Raw genomic sequence first — 20,643 nt, 5'->3', positions numbered from 1 at the left:
CTACCCGTCAGTGAGTTCGTCGACCTGCGCCTCCAGTTCGCTGATCCGCCGGTCCTGTTCGAGCGCGATCGCCATCCACACCGGCGCGAGTGGGTCCGAGTGATTGAGCGTGTCCGCGGCGTCCGAATGGTCGCGAGCGTACACGAACAGCCGATCGAAGGTCTCCTGATCGCGTCGACGGAGCGCTCGGCGATACGCACCCCACTCGTCTTCAATCGCCCCAAGCCGATCGCGGTAGGTCGGGTTCGTCCGGCCCATTTACTGCACCCCCACGACGCCGGCCGTGCGTTCGAGTGTCGGTGCTTTGTACATCCGAGCCCGGTGTTTGAGGACCTCCTGCCAGTACGCCAGCGTCGTCTGCATCCAGCCGTCATCCGTGTGGTAGACGAGCGTCTCCATGTCGCCCGCTGCGTCCTCGAACCGTGGTCCGAGCGGCGTCGCCCGGCACTGGAGGTGCGTCCCCGCAGCGCGCCGGAGCGGCCGCGAGAACTCGTCCTCACGACACCGGGTGACGACGACCGGCACGTCGTGGATGCGAGCAATTCTCGCGAGTGACGCAATCGCGTGAATGAACATCTGGGTCGCGAGCTCACCCTCGATATCGGCGCCACGGTACATTCCGTCGAGGCCGGTCGCGACGACGAGCGACGGCTGGTCGCGAGTATCGAGCCGACCGGCGAGTCGATTGAGCAGCGACGTGTGTTGGTGGGCCGTGAACCCCCGAGCTACGTCGATCCGATCGAGCACCCGATCGGCTGGCGCCAGTTCGCGCAGCCGGGTCGTATTCGCTCGGTTCGCGCCGTCTACCCAGTACACCCACCCATCTCCGCCCAGGACGTGATCGAGCAGCAACGCCTGTACGGGGGTGACGCCGAGGTCGTCGTCAACGTCGACGAGCGTGACGCCCGGTTCGAGCGCTGGCAGATCGGCGGTCGGTCGTCGAGACGTGTGCATATTCACGTAGATGGACAGGTTACTAAAAGGGGTGAGCCATGGACGGGCGGTGAAAGTGGAAGTAGTCCGAGTGGGCGGGTTACCGTCCTACATTCATGATCTGTTGCGACGGAACTGATCGAGATGGCCCGCTTCAAAGCTTCAAAAGTGGACTAAGGGGTGATACTCTCTATAGCGTCGCTGGGTGTCTACTCCTCAATGACCATGTCGGCGTAATCGAGTGCTCGCTCGAAGTGCTCTCTGTCGCTCGTCACGATACGCCCCCACTTCGCCTTTTCTGGAGTGATGACTGGGTCGTCACCGCTGATATCGGGGATGGGAAGATACGCCCGGTGGCCGTCGACGCCGACGAGAACACGCTGGGTGATCGGCGAATCATTTAGGTAGAGCCAGAAAGAGTAACTCGTCGCGTCTGGATTCGGAAATGCGTCGAGCCAATCCTCCTGAAAGTCTTTGACAGCGGTTCGGCCCTGCTCGATCCGAATCCGAACGTCGCTGTTGTTCACCCACACGGGATGATGGACCGGATCGTTCGGATCGCCGCCAGCGTAGGAGCTGTTCGCGTCATGTTTTCGCCATTCACTCCACGGGCGGGTATGGAAGTATTCGAGGACCTCGTCTCGGGAGGGTGTTTGGTCTAACACAGTACATACATCAAACCGATGGGATTTATAGATAGGGCTGCCTGTCGCACCTGAGCTCAGCAGATCGGCGACGCCAACGGGTGTCGCGGCATATACCCGTTAACGGGACGGCACGTCGTGACATAATTTTGCCTCAGTGATTAGACAGCCACTCTCCGGCATCCGATGCGTTGCTTGTCGCCCATGTCACCCCTGACTCACTCTTTTTTGTCACGATGATCGAATCATTGGAACCTGTGTTTTCGCTTAGTGTGTCTCGAATATCATCTGCTGACTCTGTAGTCTCCACGAACCAACAGTCGTCAAGAGGGTGGACGGAATCTCCGAGCGCCTCTATTGCGTCATACAACTGTTCATAATCTTGTCCAGGACTGTTCAGCGTATACGTGATCTGGTAAACAGTCACAACCCATTGAACGTATTGCTTTCAAATAATATTGACGTGACTGGAGTGAAAGTAATATTTCAATTAAAGAACCGCCCGAAGGAGAGACTTTCCTACGGGAAGAAAAGGGGGATTTAGTGGCCGAATCAGCCGCGGCAGGTTAAGTTGCGAACGACAGAAAGTGTTCATGACATCTCTCCAAATAAGGGGGCGCGGAATAAGGCCCACAAGAGTGACTGATGTTCGAGAATAGAATTCCAACTTAGAATCAAATAGAGCTACTGGCTTTGTTGAAATCCCATTATTCAGATATATTATCGGCTGAAACAGCCGGTCGCTGAAGAGTGCTTATTGACTTCCACCGGGACCATATATGTTATATATCGAGAATATCGACAGAATCATTTATTTAGTTCGACTTTTGAAAGTTACTACGTGCGCCGTCGAACCATTCTCGCTGTCCTCGGAAGCAATGTCCTCCTCGCAGGCTGTATAGAGAAACCATCTTCGGCCAATGAATCTGCCGAGGGATTCACCGAATCTCACCCGGATGAGTGTCCTGTTTCTCATGACTACAACGTCCCCCTTCCTGAGGATACCACTGTGAGCGAAGCAAGATCATTTGTGAAGGACTACGAACGAGAATACGTTACTAACCATCTTATCGAAACCGATGACGAGAAAAAATCACTCGGAACGGAGCCATCATCCACCGTTCGTGTAGTCGATACCACCGACGATAGTATCGTGGTTCACGTCGAAACGACTTGGTCAATAATCACTGAAATGGACAACGGAGAGGGAGTATCTGATAATATGGAATCCGCATGGTACTACATTGATGAGAGAGTCATCAGACGAACTGGTGATCCCAATCAAGGCCCTGCTAATGGCGATCTCATGGAATGTATTCCCGTTGAGTAGAACCTGTCTCTAAACACGTGACCGTTCAACTTTGATACGTAATTGGTCTGTATTGACCGTAGCTGTGTCAGATGTGGTCAGCCGCTAAAAGGTTCAACCAAGCTCTGAGATTCAGCCCTCTCGCTCCACGTAATTATGGCTCGTTTCTCCAAACGCGGTACGCTTGATTGGCGTATTGAAATCGGCGTGTCTCGGCGTCAAATTTACCGGCTGTTCGTTTGTTTGTGCGGAGAACCACCCGTTCAACGTCCGAACTCATATGCGCGAGCAGGTTGCGGTATCCGCGATTTTGCATCACCTGTTCAGCGATCATTCTGCGGTCGGCCGTCTGTGCTCGTTCAAGTGTGACTATGTCTCGATCTCCATCATCGGACTCTGTCTGCCACTCCTCGACGGTGACGGTCACTGTGTCTCCGTCTGACTCGCTTGTTACATCGTCTGTTGGTACGACCGAGATCGTCGGTGCGTCAAACTTGACGAGAGCGGCACTCTCCGATGTTGTGTGTCCGTACCCCACCACAGCGGCGTAGTGGCCTCCACCGAGGTACGGAAAGTGATCCTCATGGTTGCTATCCATCTCATCAGCCGCTACCTCTATTGTCCACGATTCACTTTCACCCGCCGGGAGGTTTTCACAGATGCCGTCGTGGGCGTACGGGCCGATGTGAAACCATTGATCTTCCTGTAATTTGTATAAATCCCAGCCGCCGCAGCTGGTGGATTCCTGTGACCGATTGAAAAACGTAAATTCAATTTGAGTGGGTAATTCCGCTCGTTCGGTGCTTGGGCGGACGAACGCCTGTGTTGTTTCATCAGCTTTGTGGTACCAAGTAACGCCACCCTCACCGGGAAGGTCAGGGATCGACATACCAGAGAATTCTGAGTCAGATTCTGGCCCAGTTGAGTTCGTTGAATTAGTAGACCCAGTTCCCGGCGTATTGCAACCAGCGAGCCCGCCGAAAGTGGCCGAGAGACCAGCAAGGAGAGTCCGTCGGTACATATTCACCCGTTCCGCCTTATTATAAAAGGTCTTGTGGGGAGTTCTATGCTTTCAAACGGATTTCAAACCGAGACAGTTGGTCGTTGAGGGTGTGTATTGAGCTACCTGTCCTTCACCTGTATTGAGCGATCAGTGAATCTCCTATACTGAACGAGAGCAGTGACCACTTCCACTCCGCTGAAGGATTCTTTATATAGTTGGCAAACAAATATGTCTCTACGTGTCAAGAACCGCGGCACAGGCCCCAACCGGGTCACGGTGGGAGCGCCTCGGTCCACGGAGGCATCTCGACAGCGCGGGCTATGAATCTACACCGAAAGATTACGACGTAGACGGACTTTACACCACGAATACTGGCGATCTTGTCGAAGCACGGTCCTTCGATATGACATTCCGCGAAATGGTTGACGGCGTTCTTACAACCTACCCACGCGAGCAACAGGTCCGACACGATCGGTCAGTCACGCTAGAAGATATTGTGGCCGAAGTCCCAGCCTGCTACCTCCGATTCTACGACACTTTCGACCACGAACAGGGCGACCCGAAACCTTGGGAAGCTGTCTTCCGAGCGCACGTACTCCGCTGCGTGAAAGGCTGGAAGGGTGAAACGACTCTCTGGAAATACCTCAAACAGAAGCCGTTTCTTACCACGCAGCTCGGCTTCGATGGAATCCCCGATCAGTCCACACTCTGGCGGGCGTGGGAAGACCGTCTCGAAGATGTCCGCGACGCCGTTCGGGATGCCGCTGAGGTCGTCGTGGATATCGCTCGATACCACGACATTCCTGCGCCCGAACCCTCGTTTCTACCCAACCAGCCGACGGATACAGTCACACGTTCGAAAAGCAAGGATACGCTCGCTCGTGAGAAGGCCCGCGAGGTTTGGAAGGGTGCGAAACCCATCGTCGAGGACTGTTTCCACCTTGACCGCAGCGGAAACGCAAGTATTCCCGAAGGCGCATTCTGGGAACAGCAGTCATATTTCGGGATGCGGAGTGATATGCACCCGAACGACGGCGCACAGTCCTTTGCCACCGACTCTACCCGGACGGAAACGCCGTCGGGTGATTCACACCGGTTACAGACGAAGACGCTTGGCGTCGAACGTATCCGGACGATGCTCCGGGACACTAGCCGGACGCTCGTTAAACAGGCGAAAGCGAAGGACAAGATGGGACGCAAGCAGATGGCGGCTATCGACTTCACGAAGGGCGACCCGTGGAGTGGACATGTTGAACGTGACAGCAGCGGACAGAATCAGGAACCGTAGATTCTCGGTTACAAAGGCGACGACGGGCCATTCTTCCAGTGGGCGGTTATCAAACTTGTCGGCCACGATGTCCCACTGATCCTTGATGCTGTTCCGGTCGTTCGAAGTCGAACGCGGGCGGATATTGTGGACGATCTCCTTGATGGAGCGACCGAGATCGTCCCCGGACTCGATTTGGTGATGATGGACCGTGAGTTCGCGCCTGACGGCGTGAAAGAGGTCTGCGAGGAGCACGATGTCTACTACCTCAATCCCGGCGTTGTGCGGTCCAGTAGTGACCATGAACACCAGATCGCCAAGCTTGCCAGCAAAGACAAAGACTTCGACGTCGTCGAGCAAGAGCGCCTCGACGACAGGCCGACACGGAAGGCAGTCTACCTTCCGAAACGCGAGTGGGAACGTGAAGAGGAAGACGACGGCGGGACGGACGTGACAATCCGACAGGAGCTCATCGAGGACTTCGAAGATATCGGTGACACCACACCGCTGTCGGAGGACCGTGACGGCGACTCGCCGCTAAGCAACCTCCTCGACGAGGTTGCCGAAGAAGAGGAGATCAAGGAGCCGGCGCGTGTCGAAGCGCCGACGGTACCTTTTGAGACAAATCTCCCGTGGGTAGATGTCGATCCCGATGATGAGCGGGAGATGAAGCACCAGATCGGGCGGCTGATGGTCCGGTACAAGCAGCGCTGGGGCATTGAAAACGGGTTTAAGAAGCTGAAGACGTTCCTCGCGGAGACACAGTCGCCCGACCACCGGTTCCGGTACTTCAACTTCGCGTTCGCCTGCGTGTTGTACAACTGCTGGCGACTCGTGGATATCCTCGTGCAGTTGGAACTCCACGGTGAGGTCGGCGACCAGCCGGCGGTCTCTTCGAACTCGTTCCTGACATTTGCCAAGAAGAACTACGGTCTCGATCCACCCGACTAATTTCTCGTCTCCTCTGAGCTTGCTCGATCGTGAGCGGCGGCACTGGCCTAACCGGCGATTTTCTATCGGATTTGTGAACGCTACGCGATAGGTCTCTCAGAAACGCATTTCGAGACCCGCTCGGCCACTTCTTTCAGATGACTTAGACTCGAAACCTGTGCATCATAGGCCCATCTTCGCAACATCCACAACCTCGGAGGATAGATTTGATGCGTGCCTTCGAATCAGTTCGAAATGAACTGGAAATAAATCATAGTTGACCTCTTGTACCCCGTCAATATCGACGGCACCGACAGGGCGCTCCGACGACTCATACAACGGCATAGATGTGTCCGTAGACGTTGCCGCAGATTATGACTGATGGGTCACGGTCGGTTCTCCAACGACTTCAGAGGCTGTGGAGATCGATATCGACCATTGGAAACACGATTACCTTGCTCCATATGGCAGTTGACGCGGGATGGGCGAGATTCTTGTTTGAGTATTTGGGTTGGCGGTTGTAGCTCGATACTTGGACAACTCTGAGGGGATGGTTTGCGTGGGGTACTCTCATATCGATGTCGGCGAGTTAGGTGATGGCGCTACCAAGGTACCCAAGGAGCCCAACAGTATATCGCGGTAACTCTCATTACGAGTGTGAGGGGTACACCGCCGCGTTCATACCCCTTCGACGGAGAATAGGGTGGCGTCTCTGAGAACAGCCTGCACGCGGCGGTGCCAAGCGTCAGCGAAGGCCTCCCGTTGCTGGTCGCTTGCCGATCCGTCGAGAATCCTCTGGAGGTTCCCGATTGCGGGTCCACCGCTAGGAACGTCGCTGACGTGGTAGGCCACTTCGACGGTCTCGTCCGTGTCGGTTCGCCGGAACCGGAACGTCGGGTCCGCCGTGTCCGGGTCGAACCCGTCGAAGCACAGGAGGTCGCGGCGGCCGCCATAGCCGCCGGCGAGCCCGCTGAATCCGTCATCGCCGGTCGCGCCAGTCACGTACGAGATGATACGGCTCATCACGCCGTACGCAGCATCCTCCTGCGGGCCGGCCGTCTGGACCTCGATTTCGCTCCGGACTGGATAGTCGTCGGGATACAGGGCGTCGAGCCCGAGCTGGACGATCCGGTAGGCGCCCGAGGCAGTCGGACAGGAGTGTCCTGCCTCTTTCACCGCGTCTCTATAAGCGATGACGAACGGCTCGCCCGGTTCGAGGACGTCGAGGGCCTCCGCGACGGGGTCGCGGATTTCGATCGGCTCGACGTCGTAGTCGACCTGCCAATTGGTTCTCGTCTGGGTCGTGTCAGTCGCAGTCGAATTCGATGTCATGAGTTGTGGTTGTGATCGTGTCTCGTGGTCAGTAGCGGAGCAGTCGCATCCCGTTGAGGATGACGAGGAGGACGCTGGCCTCGTGGACCAGCATTCCCGACGCGAGGGTGACGTAGCTGGTGAGCACGCCCGCGAGGAGGACGGTCACGGTCAGCACCGCGATCCCGACGTTCTCGAGGACGTTCCAGCGCGTCGCCTTGCTGAGTTTGACCGCGTACGGGATGCGTTCGAGGTCGTCGGCCATCAACGCCATGTCAGCCGTTTCGATAGCGGTGTCCGTTCCCGCAGCACCCATCGCGATGCCGACATCGGCAGTGGCCAGCGATGGCGCGTCGTTGATGCCGTCGCCGACCATCGCGACGACGTGGCCGTCGGCCTGGTAGCCCTCGATGACGGACTGCTTGTCCTCGGGGAGGAGTTCGGCACGGTACTCGTCGATACCGACCTCCTCGGCAACGGCAGCGGCCGTCCGATCGTTGTCGCCGGTGAGCATCACCGTCTCGATGCCAGCGTCTTGGAGCGCCGCGACGACCCCAGGAGCGGCCTCCCGGAGCTCGTCCCGCATCGCAATCGCGCCGATGATGTCCCCGTCCCGAACGACGTGGACGACTGTCTCGCCGCGCCCCTCACGCTCGCGGACGTAGTCGGCGACCCGATCGGGGACATCGACGTCGCGGTCGTCCAGCAGCGCGCGGTTGCCGACGACGACTTCCTGGCCATCGGCATGGGCGATGACGCCCTTGCCGGCGACCACGTCGAAGTCGTCGGGATCGGGGACCGACCTGCGCCCCACGTCCGTATCGTCCGCTTGGGCGACCGTCGCTCCACCGTCCGTCGCAGCCGTCTGGCGTTCGCGGGCCATGTCGACGATGGCGTCCGCGAGGTGGTGTTCGCTCTTCTTCTCGGCGGTCGCTGCGAGCGAGAGGACGTCGGCGGCGGCGACGCCGAACCCCTCGATGTCGGAGACGGTGGTCTCGCCCTTCGTGAGCGTCCCCGTCTTGTCGAAGGCGACGAGATCGATCTTGCCGGCGCGTTCGAGGTGTTCGCCGCCCTTCATCAGCACGCCCGACCGGGCGGCGTTACCGATGGCCGAGACGATGCTGACCGGTGGCCCGATGACCAGCGCGCCCGGACAGCCGATGACCAGCAGCGTCAGCGACAGGATCGCGTTCTGCGTGACCGCGTACGCGCCGATAGCCAGGGCAATGACGGCCGGCGTGTAGTACTTCGCGAACCGGTCGATGAGACTCTCCGTGGGCGACTGAGCCTCCTGGGCCTCCTCGACGCGACGGATGATCCGTTCGAGAGTCGTATCCGATCCCGCTCCCGTCGTCCGGATTTCTAGCGCGCCCTCCTGGTTGACCGTCCCGGCGTACACCTCGTCGCTGTCGGCCTTGTGGACGGGCGCGCTCTCGCCGGTGACCGGCGCCTGGTTGACTGCGCTCTCGCCGTCGACGACGGTTCCGTCGACCGGGATCTTCCCGCCCGGCTTTACGACGACGACTTCGCCCTCTTCGACATCGCGGGCGGAGACCTCTTGGAGTGTCCCGTCGCGACGGACGGTCGCCGTGTCGGGCGTCATCTCCAGTAGCTCCTGAAGTGCCGTCCGGGTCTTCCGCATCGTCCGGCCTTCGAGGTAGCTGCCAAGGCTGAACAGGAAGACGACGGCGGCGGCTTCCCAGTACTCCCCGATGACGATAGCACCGATGGCGGCCAGCGTCACCAGCGTCTTGATGCCGAGCGTCCGGTTGGTGACCTCGTGGTAAGCGGTCTTGGCGATGTCGTAGCCACCCACGACCGTCGCGAGGACGAGGATGGCGGCGCTTGCCATCTCGAAACTCGTGAGGTAGCCGAGACTCCAGCCACCGCCGTACAGCAGGCCGCTCGTCGCCGTGACGATGGCCTTCCGGTGGTTCCGGTAGTACTGCGTGATCGATTGTTTGTTCATAGTGTTAGGCGGGCTGGGGAGTGTACCCCTGGTTTTCGATGGTCTCTGCGAAGGCGTCGGGGTCAGTGACGCTGTCGTCGTACTCGATCTCGACGCGGCCGGTCGCGTAGTGGACTTCGACGTGCTGGACGCCGTCGACGTTCGACAGGGCGCGTTCGACGGTACTCGCGCAGGTCGGGCAGTCGAAGTCGAGGACGCGGAATTGGGTTGTGTCGCTCATTACAGTTTGAGATAGTGCCCGTACCTCAATAAGTATTTTTTAGATGATATGTTTGAATTCGGATACGGGTCGTTGGAACAGTCAAACGGGTCGTCTAGGGCTTTCGCTATCGCGGGTCCATCCTGTACTGGATACCTCGACAGACACCTACCCGACTCCTGCCCCGCTACCTTTTCCCGCGTGCTCGCGCTCAGTTCTCGTATGAGTGATTCCGATACCGACCACCGTCTCGACGACATCGCGGTGCGAGACACTCGGATTTCGGACGCCATCGACGAGCCGATGCGGGCGATGGTCCTCGACATTCTGTCCGAGGAAGCCCTAACTGCGACCGAGGTCCACGAACGCCTCGACGATCGCGGCATCGACCGGACGGAGAACACGGTCCGCCATCACATCAACGAGCTCCGGGATGCGGGCCTCGTCGACGTCGTTCGCTTCGAGGAGGGGCGTGGTGGGACGACGAAGTACTACCACGCGAACACGATCGTCCTCTCGTACTCACTACCAGATTCGGCCGACGCCGCCGTCGAGGAGATGATCGACGCTGCCCAGCCCCAGATCACGGACGCGCTCACTACGCTCACCGACGAGTACGACGACGCTATTGAGGAGATCGTCGAGGATATGCAGCCCTGCGAGCACTGCCAGACCCAGAAGTACGAGACGTACGTTCTTCTGACCGTCCTGCGACGTGCGTTCGTTCGCGCCCACAGAAATTCCTGAGGGGGAACCACCCCTACGCTGGCAGGGTCTTAGAAGGAGAACCGATCACGCGCGGATTGCATCGCGAGGCGAGTCAGGAGTCGCGCAGGGCCACGCTTTGGGAGGTCCCGTACAGTCTCGATGCTGGTCGGCGGTTCACTACCACCAATGTCTAACTCCCAGCCTGTCTCGTCCATGAAGCGTTCGACAGCCTGATTTACTCGCTGTCGCACGTCGTCCGAGTCCATTGTCTCGGGCACACCATTCCGGAGGACGACGTCGCCGTCAACGATCACTGTCTCGACGTCGGCCGGCACCGCGTTGTTCACGACCTGTGCAGGAATATTGGTCCGTGGCGTGAACTTCGGTTTGTCGACGTCGAGGAGGATAATATCCGCGCGCTTTCCCGCTTCAATACTGCCGATCTCGTCGCCCATCCCCAGCGCGCGTGCGCCTTCAATAGTGAGCATTCGTATCAGTTCCATCGAGTCGAACTGCCCGGCTGAACGCTTGAGATTTGCCGCCAGCCGAGCTTGCCGCGCTTCACCGAACATGCTGTACGAGTCGTGCCAGTAGTGGTCGTCAATCCCTACTCCGACGTCGACGCCGGCGGCTCGAAGCTCGGGAACGGGCGTCCACTGCGTCTCCCCGTCCGGATTCCAGTAACAGAAGACGGACGGGCAGTGCGCAACAGCCGCGTCCGCCTCGGCGGTTCGCTGGATGTCCTCTTCGTCGGCGAGGCGGAAGTGAGCAGCGACCAGTCGGTCGTCCAGGAGTCCAACGTCGTCGAGCAATCCCACCGAGTCCTCGCCACCGTTCGCTCGTGCCATCGTGTTACTCTCCTCGAGTTCGAGCAAGTGCGTGTGGACGAGCAGGTCCGGGTACTCTGCGGCGAGGGACGCGGTCCGTTCCCACAGCTGCCTGGTACACGACCAGTCGTCGTGCGGGCAGATCGTCGCCCTGATTCGGCCCTCGTACGTGTCGTGGTACGTTTCGACGAACTCGCGAGCACGGGAGAACTGCTGATCGACTGGTTGGTCCCAGAAGAGGTCCGAGATCGCCGGGCCGAAAAATCCGCGGAGCCCTGCTTCCCCGAACGCCTCTGCACCTGCGGCAGGCCGTGCGTCCATCGAGTTCACGGTCGTGACACCGCCCAAGAGGAAATTGAGCGCTGCGAGCTCGACGCCTGCCTCGACGAGGTACTCGAATTCGCCGTTCCCTAATCTGTTAAACAAGGCCGTCCCACTCCCAAGCATCTCCGTCAGCTCGAGTTCGCTAAACGCACCGATGAGCGGTGTCATCTCCAAGTGCGTGTGGGCGTTCACCAACCCCGGCATCACCAGTTTCCCGTTCCCGTCGATAACGGTGGACGCTTCTAATTCTCCGTCTCCTGCACGTGATGGTCGGACTTCTTCGATACAGCCATCGGTGATGCATACTGTGCCGCGCTCGTACAGGCGGTTCCGCTCGTCGGCTGTGAGAACGAGTGCATCATGGATTGCCAGATCGACAGCCATCGTAAATTAGGAAGTGGATGTGACAGTTACCGTACTGGACAACCGAGCAGGCCGGCGAAGGCTGTTCTTCCAGGTGGTGTTCCCCTCATTTGGGATATCATCGGTCTCTACTGGTCCCATTAGCCTCTAATACGTCGGCGTGATTTAATCAGATCCCCCTTTTGAATCTGAAGTCGGATTCCGTGGAGCTTGTGGAGGTTTGCAATGTTTTCCCCTCTTCACGATAGATCATCTATGGCCGACGGTTACGATGCCATAGTACTGATACCCTCATAGGCAGTATATTCTAATCAAAACCGCAATAGATGATCCCTACAATGATACACCTATGCAGGCGACGATAATCGACGGAGTTCTTGAATCCCTTCGTATCGGTGTCGGATTTCTCTGGACGGCGGCGTGGGCGATCATCATGGGCCTCACGATTACGAGTCTGGTCCAGGTCTACGTCTCGAAGGAGCGGATGGCACAGGTGCTGGGTGAGGGCGATCTAACTGGACTTACCAAGGCGACTGTGTTCGGAGCAGCAAGCAGTGGCTGTAGTTTCGGCGCCGTCGCCATCGGGAAGGGCCTGTTCAAGAAGGGGGCGCACGCGGTGAACTTCCTCGCGTTCATGTTCGCGTCGACGAACCTCATCGTCGAACTAGGGCTGATGATTCTCATCCTGCTTGGCTGGGAGTTCCTCGTCGCGGAACTGCTCGGCGGCCTGATTCTCATCGCCGTCATGGCCGCCATCGTCCACCTTACGCTTCCCGAAAACCTGTTTAACGAAGTCCGCGAGAAGCTCAACGAGCGCGACCGCCAGGCGGGCGTCACGGAAGATCCCACCTGCGGGATGGAGGGGAAAGACGAGTACACGCTCACGACCGACGGCGGTGAGACGCTCAAATTCTGCTCGGAGGGCTGTATGGAGACCTATCGCCAGGAGACGTCGAGTAGCGGCGGGTGGCGTGACGAGTTGCTGTCGTGGGGTGGCTGGTACAAGGTCGGGAATCAGTACCGCAAGGAGTGGTCGATGATCTGGAAAGACATCGTCGCCGGCTTCCTTATTTCTGGGTTCGTCATCGTCTTCGTCCCGCAGTGGGTGTGGAACACGCTGTTCATTCAGGGCGACGGCCTGCTCGTGACTGCCGAGAACGCCGTCATGGGCGTCATCATCGCCGTCCTCAGTTTCGTCGGCAGTATGGGCAACGTCCCGTTCGCCGTCGCGCTGTGGGGCGGTGGCGTCAGCTTCGCCGGGATCATCGCGTTCGTCTACGCCGACCTCATCACCGTGCCCGTGCTGAACGTCTACCGGAAGTACTACGGCTGGAAGATCATGCTGTACATCCTTGGCGTCTTCTTCGTGACGATGGCGTTCACTGGCTTCCTCATGGAGTTGCTGTTCGACGCCCTCGGCATCGTACCAGATCTGGCCGGTGGCGAGACGGCGACCGAACAGACGTACTTCGAGCTCAACTACACGTTCTACCTCAATATTATCGCCTTCGCGCTCTCCGGGTTCCTCCTGTATGTCTACCGACGTGGAATCGGCGCACCAGGTCAGTATCGTGATCCGGTGTGTGGCATGCGAACCGACGATGAGGGGCCGAGTGCGTCCAATGATGGGATGACGTACTATTTTTGCTCGAAGACCTGTAAGCGGGCATTCGAGGAAGAGCCCACGGAATTTGCTGATCAAAGCCCGCAGATAACAAACCACGATCACGATCACTGATAGATGTACTGTGGTTCATCCGCTGTGAAGCACTTCATCATCGCACCTTCAATCCGCAATTGTCACACCTGTCGCGCCAAAATTGATTGTATGAGCAGTCAGATATCGAAACAAGGGGATGTCATATGAACCAACGTCCAGCGGATACCGTCGTTGGTGTGCTCCTTGGGTTCGTCCTCTTGGCTGGCGGACTACTCAGTTGGCGGGCCTATCAACAGCGTCGCGCTATCGAGCAGTCGATGGGGCCGATGATGGACTCGTCTATGGGGGCGATTCACGGTCCAGATCCTCTCTGGTACGTGGTTGGAACCCTTCTGGTCGCAGGCAGTATCGGTGGCATCTATTACGTGGTTCGAGGGAATCTCATCGATTCGACAACCGACTCAGCGGATCACATCGACCCCGATCAGGTATCGGAGGCAACGCCTACATCGATAGACGATGACGCCTCGCCGGCGACGCCTATCAATCCTGAATCGGATCCGCAAGCGCGCGTTCTCGATCTCTTACCGGATGATGAACGACGCGTCCTTGAACCCGTCCTGAACTCGCCTGGAATCACGCAGATCGAACTTCGGGATCGATCTGAGTTCTCAAAGAGTAAAGTGAGCCAGACCGTGAGTTCACTCGAGGAGCGCGGGCTGCTGTATCGGGAACGACAGGGTCGAACCTACCGCGTGTATCCGAGTGATGACCTGCAGAACTAACAGACGTAGAAATTCATACTAACACTACCCATCATGTCACAAGCAACACTCGAAACTGATCGCATTAGCCGGGTTCTCAAGTCAAGCACGTGGCTCAATCTCCTCCTCGCCGCACAGTTGATCGCCGGGTTGGTGTACGCATATTTCACAGGAGATATGGGGAGCCGGTGGACCCATTTCGTCCTTCCATTTATTTGGTTCACCGCCTCAGTCTGGGTGATCTGGCACACTCGACCTGTAACGAAACGTCGAGTGTATCGTATTGGTGCCGCACTTGTCGTTGCTCTATATCTCATCGTGATGTTTTATTTTTCAGGATTACTTGGACCGAGCACCTCTCATTTCGGGCAGCTCACTGGACCAAGCGGCTTCGGAATAACGTGGGGTCGATCTTTGGGATGGAGTCCGGTCTTCGTCTATACAGGTGACCTGATCACGGTCTCGCTCATTCCTTACCAAGCGGTTGGCCTGTTCGCGCTGGCGTATCTCGTCTATGATGCATTGCTTGATTTCTCGCAGTCGGCAGTCGGAGGAATAGTCGGGATTGTGGCGTGCCCTGCCTGCGTTAGCCCGTTGTTTGCCGTACTACTTGCAGGCGGACTGAGTGGTTCTTCAACGATGTTATTGCTTGGTGCGTATGGCTACGAAATTGCGACCGTTCTGTTCCTCATGACAATTGGAATCCTCTACCATCGTCAGGCACTCACGAGGCAGTATCACCAGTTCCGAGGGAACTGATCCATCTCGTTCGTGGTCAGCAATACCCGAGCCTCCCTCGCCGCCTGAACCGTGGTTATTGTCTGGATCGCCGCAATGAGGTGAACAGTCTCGACGGATCCCCTTTGCTCTCACCATTCCTCTGATCCTTTCGAATTCGGCAGGTATGAACGATCCCGTCAGTAGAAAACGTTTAGATGGCGTTATAGACGTTCTTGAACGCTCTCCTGTTTGAGTTCACTCCCACGAAGATAACTCCGAACCCACCGTATGACTACTTGAGGCGAAAAACAATGACCAACCGAAACCTCGGACGATGGCTGCTCGTGGTGCTCGCGATTGTCGGACTCGCGTTTGCCGCCCCGGTAGTTAGCGCACACGGTGACGAACCGATCCAGGGGAACGAGACGGCAGCTGAAGGGACGCCAGCCGATGGTAGTGCAGCAGACTGGGCGGCCTGGATGGAAGGTCACATGACCGACTACATGGGCCCGAATGCCGTTGACGAGATGGAAGCGCACATGGGCGTGACCGTCGACGAGATGGCCCAAGATATGGCGGACGACAATCACACCGCGACGGGGATGAACGGACAGGGGTACGGCTGCTAACGATCCCTGTTCGGATCCTCGTCTGACACGATAGATATTCGACTTACTGACTCAACGATCACAATGACACACTACACCAACACTCTCGGGCGGACGACTCGTCGAATCCAGCAGCTGCTGCAAGCCCGGCCATCCCTCCACCTATTACCGCAATTTTGGACGTTCGAGTCATCGGTTTTTGCCAATCTTTGAGGCCATCGTTAAGCTCCCAACAGCATCCGAAGTGACCCACGAACGCCCATCGGGAGTCCGATCGCTCCGATGAAGAACGTCATAAGCCACCACCACGTGTGATTCATCTCCTCTTTCGCATCGGCGAGATACCACACGATGCCGACAGTCACGACGAGTTTCAGCACGAACGTCGATCCGGAGAATCCAGTCGCCTGGTACACGAGATTCGTCACGACCAGCTTTGGGGAGTAGCCGAGGAACGTCACACCGATGAGATTCTGCGCAGCGTCCCACAACTGGCCGAAAACGGCCAGCAGAATTAGCGGGTGTCGAAGGTGGGTGATATTGGCGAAACTCGTGCCCCAGTAGTAGAGTGCGGTTACGCCGAGCGCTATCCCCGTCGTCGCGACAGGAACCCATAGGCGGAGTGGGGTCGATGTCGAGAGGCCGTGCCAAACAGCCCACCAGACGGCCCCGACAGCCCACACCGACCCGACGAGCCCGACTGTTAGCGGGATAGATCCGATATTTTGGTCACGCAAGAGTGCACCGACACCGAGCGCGAGGATGGTGACAGCGGTGACGACGATGTAAATCGATGGCGTGATGAACCACACCGCGTAGTCCCCGAGCAGCCCGAGATCCTCGAGGGCGCGCATCGCCCCACCTGCGATGATGATCGGAGCGAACCCGTAGGCCAGTCGTGCGTCGAACGTGACGTCGAGTTGGTCGAGATACGCACGTAGTCCGGGGAGGCTGTATACGACTGCCGCGAGGTAGATTACCGTGTTCACCGCGTTGTAGCCCTGGACAGCACGAATCCCCTCGTGCGTGACTGGCTGACCGGCCGCATCGGCGACGACTGGTCCCCAGAGATACTGCCAGATGAACCGGTCGTAGACCAACGTCGGAAACACGAGGATGCCCCCACCGAGAAGGACGAGCGGGGCCAGCAGGTACAGCGCCCACCACTCGCGTGAGCCGGTCTCCGGAAGGACAGTCTCGACGCGGCGGGTGACAGTACTCACGACCCGTTCACCTCCAATCGCCACGTCGTGCTTTTCGAGCGCCCCCACTGTTCGAGTGAAACGATTGTGAGTTCGTCCTGGAGCTGGCTGAGGTACTGCGCGACTGCCTTGGGAGATCCGTCGAGGTCGCTGGCAATCTCGCGAGCCCGGAGGTATGTCGGTTCGCTACTGGCTGTCTCGACGAGGTACCTTCGAACCGTGTGCCGGGAAATATTCGACATTGATCTAGAGGTGACGGTTAGCGAAGAAATCCGAAGAGCTTGTAGTCGTGATCGGGGGTGTACCGCCGGAACAGGAGACTGTTCGTCAGCACCGACACCGACGAGAACGCCATTGCTGCTGCAGCGAGCACGGGCTGGAGGAGGCCGAGCGACGCTAACGGAATCATCGCCGTGTTGTAACCGAGCGCCCACACGAGGTTCTGTTTGATCTTCTGGAGTGTCGCGTCTGAGATTCGGATCGCCTTTACCACGTCGAGCGGGTCGTCTCGCATCAGCGTGACGTCTGCAGCTTCGATGGCGACGTCGGTGCCGGAGCCGATTGCTGTCCCGACGTGTGCGACCGCGAGTGCCGGAGCGTCGTTGACGCCGTCACCGACCATCATCGCCTGCCGGCCCTCGTCTTGAATACTGTCGACCGCGTTGGACTTGTCCTCAGGAAGGACTCCTGCGCGGACGTTCTTCGGGTCGATACCCACCTGTTTAGCGACCGCACGGGCAGTTCGCTCGTTGTCGCCCGTAATCATCATCACGTCAACTCCCCGCTCCTGGAGTGCTGTGACAGCCTGCTTGGAGCTTTCCTTCACTGTGTCGGCGTCGGCGACCACACCCACGAGCTCCCCCTCGTAGGCGACCAGCATCGCCGTCTTCCCCTCGTTCTCGAGGCGTTCCATCGTCTCCTCAGCGGGAGAGGGGTCGATCCCGTTGTCCCGCAGCAGCTTGCGGTTGCCGACCAGCACCTCGCTGTCACCAATGACTGCTTTGATCCCGTGGCCCGGAACGTTCTCGAAGTCGTCAGGCTCAGTCACGTCCAGGCCGCGTTCTTCGGCCCCTTCGACGATTGCACGGGCGAGCGGGTGTTCGCTGCCGCTTTCAGCTATCGCCGCCAGTCGAAGCACATCATCCTCTGAGAGGCGCTCACGGGTGCTGAGCTGTCCACCATCTGGGGTCGGCTCGCCACCGTCAGTCACCACATTTCCATCGCTATCAAAGACGACCACGTCGGTGAGTTCCATTTCCCCTTCGGTGAGTGTGCCCGTCTTGTCGAAGACGACTGTATCGACGTCTTTCGCTCGTTCGAGGATGTCACCGCCCTTGAACAGGACGCCGTTCTGGGCACCAATCGTCGTCCCGACCATCGTCGCTGCGGGCGTCGCCAGCCCCAGCGCACAGGGACAGGCGATGAGGATCGAGGACGCGAAGACAATTATCGCGAACTCGAAGACTGAAACGGTCCCACCGACCGGGGCCGGGCCGCCAGCAACCTGACCCCACAGCGGGAGCCAGTCGACGAAGCCAGCGAGAGCCTCGGGGAACAGGAACCAGACGACACCCCAGAGAAGGGCGTTCGCGATGACCGCAGGCACGAAGTACGCGGAGATGCGGTCGGCGAGATTCTGGATGTCGGGCTGGCGCGACTGGGCCTCCTTGACTGTCTGGACGATCTGTTGGAGGGCCGTGTCTTCTCCAACCTTCGTCGCCTCCACGACAAGGACGCCGTTCTCGTTAATCGTCGAGCCGACGACCTCATCGCCCTCCTCTTTCTCGACAGGCACAGATTCGCCAGTGACCATTGACTCGTCGACGGCAGACTGACCGTCGACAACGACACCGTCTGTGGGAATCTTCTCACCTGGACGAATTTTCATCCGGTCACCAGTTGTGACCTCTTCAAGCGGAACTTCTTCTTCACTGCCGTCCTCGCGGACAATGGTCGCCGTTTCGGCTTCCATTTCGAGGAGCTTTCGGAGGGCCTCACCCGCTTGGCCCTTCGACCGAGCTTCGAGATAGTTACCCAACGTGATGAACACGAGGATGAGGGCTGCCGTGTCGAAATAAAGTCCACCTGCAATGAGTTCAGCAAGGACTGCCACAGAGTATAGATAGGCCGTTGTTGAACCGATCGCAATCAGCACGTCCATATTGGCGCGGCCGTTCTTCACGATCGCCTTGTACGAGTTCTTATAGAACGGCCAGCCGAGGATCGCCTGTACCGGCGTGGCGAGGAGGAACTCAACCCAGCCAAGTTCCACACCGAAGACGGCTTCAGGGACGATCGCGCCACCGAGCAGATAATTGTCGATGAGGAAGAAGAGCAACGGTGCCGATAACACTGCCCCAAAGAGGGTCAACCTGAGTTGCTTCCGAGTTTCGGCTTGACGGGCGGCATCTCGTGCGTCCTGGCCCGACTCTTCGTCGGCACCATCTTCGCGGACGGGCGAGTAGCCAGCCTCCTCGATAGCATCGTACAGCGCACCAATAGATACTTCCGCAGGATTGTAGGTGACCTGTGCTTCGTCGGTTGCGTAATTGACCTCCGCATTAACGACGCCCGGAATATTTTCAAGAGCGGTTTGGTTGGTCTCGGCGCAGTTGGCACAGGTCATATCGGAGATGGCAATCGTTACCGTCTCAGAGACTGCGCCGTACCCGGCCTCGTCGATCGCGTCGTAGATTTCTTTGAGCGATACCTCTTCAGGGTCGTAGGTGACGGAACCCTCGTCGGTGGCGAAGTTCGCATCCGCCTCCGATACCCCGTCGAGCGATTCGAGAGTGTCCTGGATCGTCGCCGAACAGTTGGCGCAGGACATTCCCGTGATATCAAGATGGATTGTTTGGCTTGTCATGCTTGTTCTACTATACGGGGTCTAGGTTTAGGCGATTTACTGCTTCGAGAGGCGGGGTTTCGACTGCAGGAAAATTTGGATTCCAAAGACAGCGTTACGCTCCCTCTTCGAGTCGCTGATACCGATCGTCGAACCGTGTGAGACAGGACGGACAACAGAAGTGATAGATCTCTCCGTCGATTCTCGTCGTTTCACCTTGATTATCAACGGTATTGTTACATTCAGCACAGGTGAGTGCAAATTCGACGCCATCAACGGACGGCGTCCATTCAAGCTCGTCAATTAGCGTGACGGTGTAATCTGCTACATCGATCTCGTTAAAGAGTCCATCTACCCACTGACGTACGTTCTGGGCTTCAACACGGGCATAGAACCAAAGATCTCCTTCGGAGGTCGTGAAGACGTGTTCAACGCCATCTGACTCTCGAGCCCGCTCGCGGGCGGCCTCCAACGACGCTGAGCCGATTTCGGCCTGAATAAATACCGGTACACCAGCTCGGAGATGAGCCCGGTTGACGTCAATCGTGAAGTTGTTAATGATGCCAGCTTCCTGTAATCGCTTTACCCGGTCAGACACGGCTGGCCCCGACAAGTCGACCTCCTCGCCAATATCGCTGAACGGGCGGCGGGCGTCATCAGCGAGTAACGAGAGGATTTCTAAGTCGGTTTCATCCAAATTGCGCATACGACCGCTTCGTCTCGCAGGATACATTATTGTTGCCCACAACACACCTTCGAAATCGGTGATCCAGGGCTGCGACAACATTGGATTCTAAGCAGAAAACCACATAGAATACTCGCCCCTATCTACGAATGGATATGACTCAGACAATCACCGTCGAAGGAATGACCTGTGAACATTGCGAGCAGACCGTCGAAGAGGCACTCGAAGAAGTTGAGGGGGTTACGTCTGCTACTGCGGATCGTGACTCAGAATCCGCGACGGTCGAGGGGTCCGCTGAACGGGATGAGCTTGTGACTGTGGTCGAAGACGCTGGATACGATGCCTCTGCGTAACAAATCCCGATTCTCGTCG

General features: G+C 58.0%; 19 protein-coding genes and 2 pseudogenes. 9 read left to right on the top strand and 12 right to left on the bottom strand.

Annotation, left to right across the window (positions count from 1 at the left end; all coding sequences use genetic code 11):
• The 3 genes from CK500_RS15085 to CK500_RS15075 all read right to left on the bottom strand — a co-directional run bounded on the left by CK500_RS15085 (position 1) and on the right by CK500_RS15075 (position 1,598).
• The gene (locus tag CK500_RS15085) at positions 1 to 258 is read right to left on the bottom strand and encodes a hypothetical protein (protein ID WP_095638034.1); all 258 of its coding nucleotides are present in this window, start codon (positions 256 to 258) and stop codon (positions 1 to 3) included.
• On the bottom strand, positions 259 to 954 hold the full coding sequence (locus CK500_RS15080; RefSeq protein WP_095638033.1) for a P-loop NTPase family protein: 696 nt from the start codon (positions 952 to 954) through the stop codon (positions 259 to 261).
• 188 nt (positions 955 to 1,142) lie between these two features.
• Positions 1,143 to 1,598 carry a hypothetical protein gene (locus CK500_RS15075; RefSeq protein WP_095638032.1) on the bottom strand — a complete coding sequence of 152 codons (456 nt, stop codon included), beginning with the start codon at positions 1,596 to 1,598 and terminating at the stop codon, positions 1,143 to 1,145.
• 820 nt (positions 1,599 to 2,418) lie between these two features.
• Between CK500_RS15075 and CK500_RS16965 the strand changes: the two genes are divergently transcribed.
• On the top strand, positions 2,419 to 2,907 hold the full coding sequence (locus CK500_RS16965) for a hypothetical protein (protein WP_144049570.1): 489 nt from the start codon (positions 2,419 to 2,421) through the stop codon (positions 2,905 to 2,907).
• Positions 2,908 to 3,040: 133 nt separating this feature from the next.
• On the opposite strand, the gene CK500_RS16960 is transcribed toward CK500_RS16965, so the two are convergent.
• Positions 3,041 to 3,775 (bottom strand): hypothetical protein, encoded by a 735-nt coding sequence (locus tag CK500_RS16960; protein ID WP_144049569.1) that lies wholly within the window; start codon positions 3,773 to 3,775, stop codon positions 3,041 to 3,043.
• A gap of 517 nt (positions 3,776 to 4,292) precedes the next feature.
• On the opposite strand from CK500_RS16960, the pseudogene CK500_RS15070 reads away from it, so the two are divergent.
• Positions 4,293 to 6,107 (top strand): annotated as a pseudogene (locus tag CK500_RS15070) (transposase).
• 344 nt (positions 6,108 to 6,451) lie between these two features.
• Positions 6,452 to 6,729: pseudogene (locus CK500_RS17635) on the top strand (site-specific integrase); the annotation flags it as partial.
• 35 nt (positions 6,730 to 6,764) lie between these two features.
• On the opposite strand, the gene CK500_RS15065 reads toward CK500_RS17635, so the two are convergent.
• From CK500_RS15065 to CK500_RS15055, 3 genes are read right to left on the bottom strand one after another with little or no spacing between them, the layout of a single operon-like run.
• Positions 6,765 to 7,418: a hypothetical protein gene (locus CK500_RS15065; protein WP_006186940.1), complete on the bottom strand. Its 654-nt coding sequence runs from the start codon at positions 7,416 to 7,418 to the stop codon at positions 6,765 to 6,767.
• A gap of 28 nt (positions 7,419 to 7,446) precedes the next feature.
• Positions 7,447 to 9,366, bottom strand: coding sequence for a heavy metal translocating P-type ATPase (locus CK500_RS15060; protein WP_006186939.1), 1,920 nt, complete (start codon positions 9,364 to 9,366; stop codon positions 7,447 to 7,449).
• 4 nt (positions 9,367 to 9,370) lie between these two features.
• Positions 9,371 to 9,586, bottom strand: coding sequence for a heavy-metal-associated domain-containing protein (locus CK500_RS15055; RefSeq protein WP_004048661.1), 216 nt, complete (start codon positions 9,584 to 9,586; stop codon positions 9,371 to 9,373).
• Between the two features lie 201 nt (positions 9,587 to 9,787).
• Here CK500_RS15055 and CK500_RS15050 point away from each other — a divergent pair, with 201 nt between their 5' ends.
• Positions 9,788 to 10,312 (top strand): ArsR/SmtB family transcription factor, encoded by a 525-nt coding sequence (locus CK500_RS15050; protein WP_004048660.1) that lies wholly within the window; start codon positions 9,788 to 9,790, stop codon positions 10,310 to 10,312.
• 29 nt (positions 10,313 to 10,341) lie between these two features.
• On the opposite strand, the gene CK500_RS15045 is transcribed toward CK500_RS15050, so the two are convergent.
• A complete protein-coding gene (locus CK500_RS15045; protein ID WP_050051507.1) occupies positions 10,342 to 11,808 on the bottom strand; it encodes an amidohydrolase family protein in 1,467 nt (488 codons plus the stop codon).
• Between the two features lie 328 nt (positions 11,809 to 12,136).
• Here CK500_RS15045 and CK500_RS15040 point away from each other — a divergent pair, with 328 nt between their 5' ends.
• The 4 genes from CK500_RS15040 (at position 12,137) to CK500_RS15030 (ending at position 15,560) form a co-directional block, all read left to right on the top strand.
• Positions 12,137 to 13,525: a permease gene (locus CK500_RS15040; RefSeq protein ID WP_049986199.1), complete on the top strand. Its 1,389-nt coding sequence runs from the start codon at positions 12,137 to 12,139 to the stop codon at positions 13,523 to 13,525.
• Between the two features lie 125 nt (positions 13,526 to 13,650).
• Positions 13,651 to 14,232, top strand: a complete 582-nt coding sequence (locus CK500_RS15035; protein WP_004048657.1) for a helix-turn-helix transcriptional regulator — start codon at positions 13,651 to 13,653, stop codon at positions 14,230 to 14,232.
• Positions 14,233 to 14,265: 33 nt separating this feature from the next.
• Complete coding sequence (locus CK500_RS16950; protein WP_123624180.1) at positions 14,266 to 14,970, top strand: DUF7546 family protein; 705 nt, start codon at positions 14,266 to 14,268, stop codon at positions 14,968 to 14,970.
• Positions 14,971 to 15,242: 272 nt separating this feature from the next.
• The gene (locus tag CK500_RS15030; protein WP_004048656.1) at positions 15,243 to 15,560 is read left to right on the top strand and encodes a hypothetical protein; all 318 of its coding nucleotides are present in this window, start codon (positions 15,243 to 15,245) and stop codon (positions 15,558 to 15,560) included.
• Positions 15,561 to 15,760: 200 nt separating this feature from the next.
• On the opposite strand, the gene CK500_RS15025 is transcribed toward CK500_RS15030, so the two are convergent.
• The 4 genes from CK500_RS15025 to CK500_RS15010 form a co-directional block, all read right to left on the bottom strand.
• The gene (locus CK500_RS15025) at positions 15,761 to 16,762 is read right to left on the bottom strand and encodes a DUF63 family protein (RefSeq protein ID WP_050050397.1); all 1,002 of its coding nucleotides are present in this window, start codon (positions 16,760 to 16,762) and stop codon (positions 15,761 to 15,763) included.
• Positions 16,759 to 16,983, bottom strand: a complete 225-nt coding sequence (locus CK500_RS17870; protein WP_004594599.1) for a DUF7123 family protein — start codon at positions 16,981 to 16,983, stop codon at positions 16,759 to 16,761. Before CK500_RS17870 ends, CK500_RS15025 begins: the two co-directional genes overlap by 4 nt.
• Before the next feature lie 17 nt (positions 16,984 to 17,000).
• Positions 17,001 to 19,607: a heavy metal translocating P-type ATPase gene (locus tag CK500_RS15015; protein ID WP_004594598.1), complete on the bottom strand. Its 2,607-nt coding sequence runs from the start codon at positions 19,605 to 19,607 to the stop codon at positions 17,001 to 17,003.
• A 94-nt stretch (positions 19,608 to 19,701) separates the two neighbouring features.
• Complete coding sequence (locus CK500_RS15010; RefSeq protein ID WP_049986206.1) at positions 19,702 to 20,292, bottom strand: AsnC family transcriptional regulator; 591 nt, start codon at positions 20,290 to 20,292, stop codon at positions 19,702 to 19,704.
• A 134-nt stretch (positions 20,293 to 20,426) separates the two neighbouring features.
• On the opposite strand from CK500_RS15010, the gene CK500_RS15005 reads away from it, so the two are divergent.
• Positions 20,427 to 20,624, top strand: a complete 198-nt coding sequence (locus CK500_RS15005) for a heavy-metal-associated domain-containing protein (protein WP_049938510.1) — start codon at positions 20,427 to 20,429, stop codon at positions 20,622 to 20,624.
• Positions 20,625 to 20,643 lie beyond the last annotated feature (19 nt).

The sequence above is a fragment of the Halorubrum salipaludis genome (assembly GCF_002286985.1).
Classification (GTDB): Archaea; Halobacteriota; Halobacteria; order Halobacteriales; family Haloferacaceae; genus Halorubrum; species Halorubrum salipaludis.
This window is presented reverse-complemented; position numbering and strand designations above follow the sequence as displayed.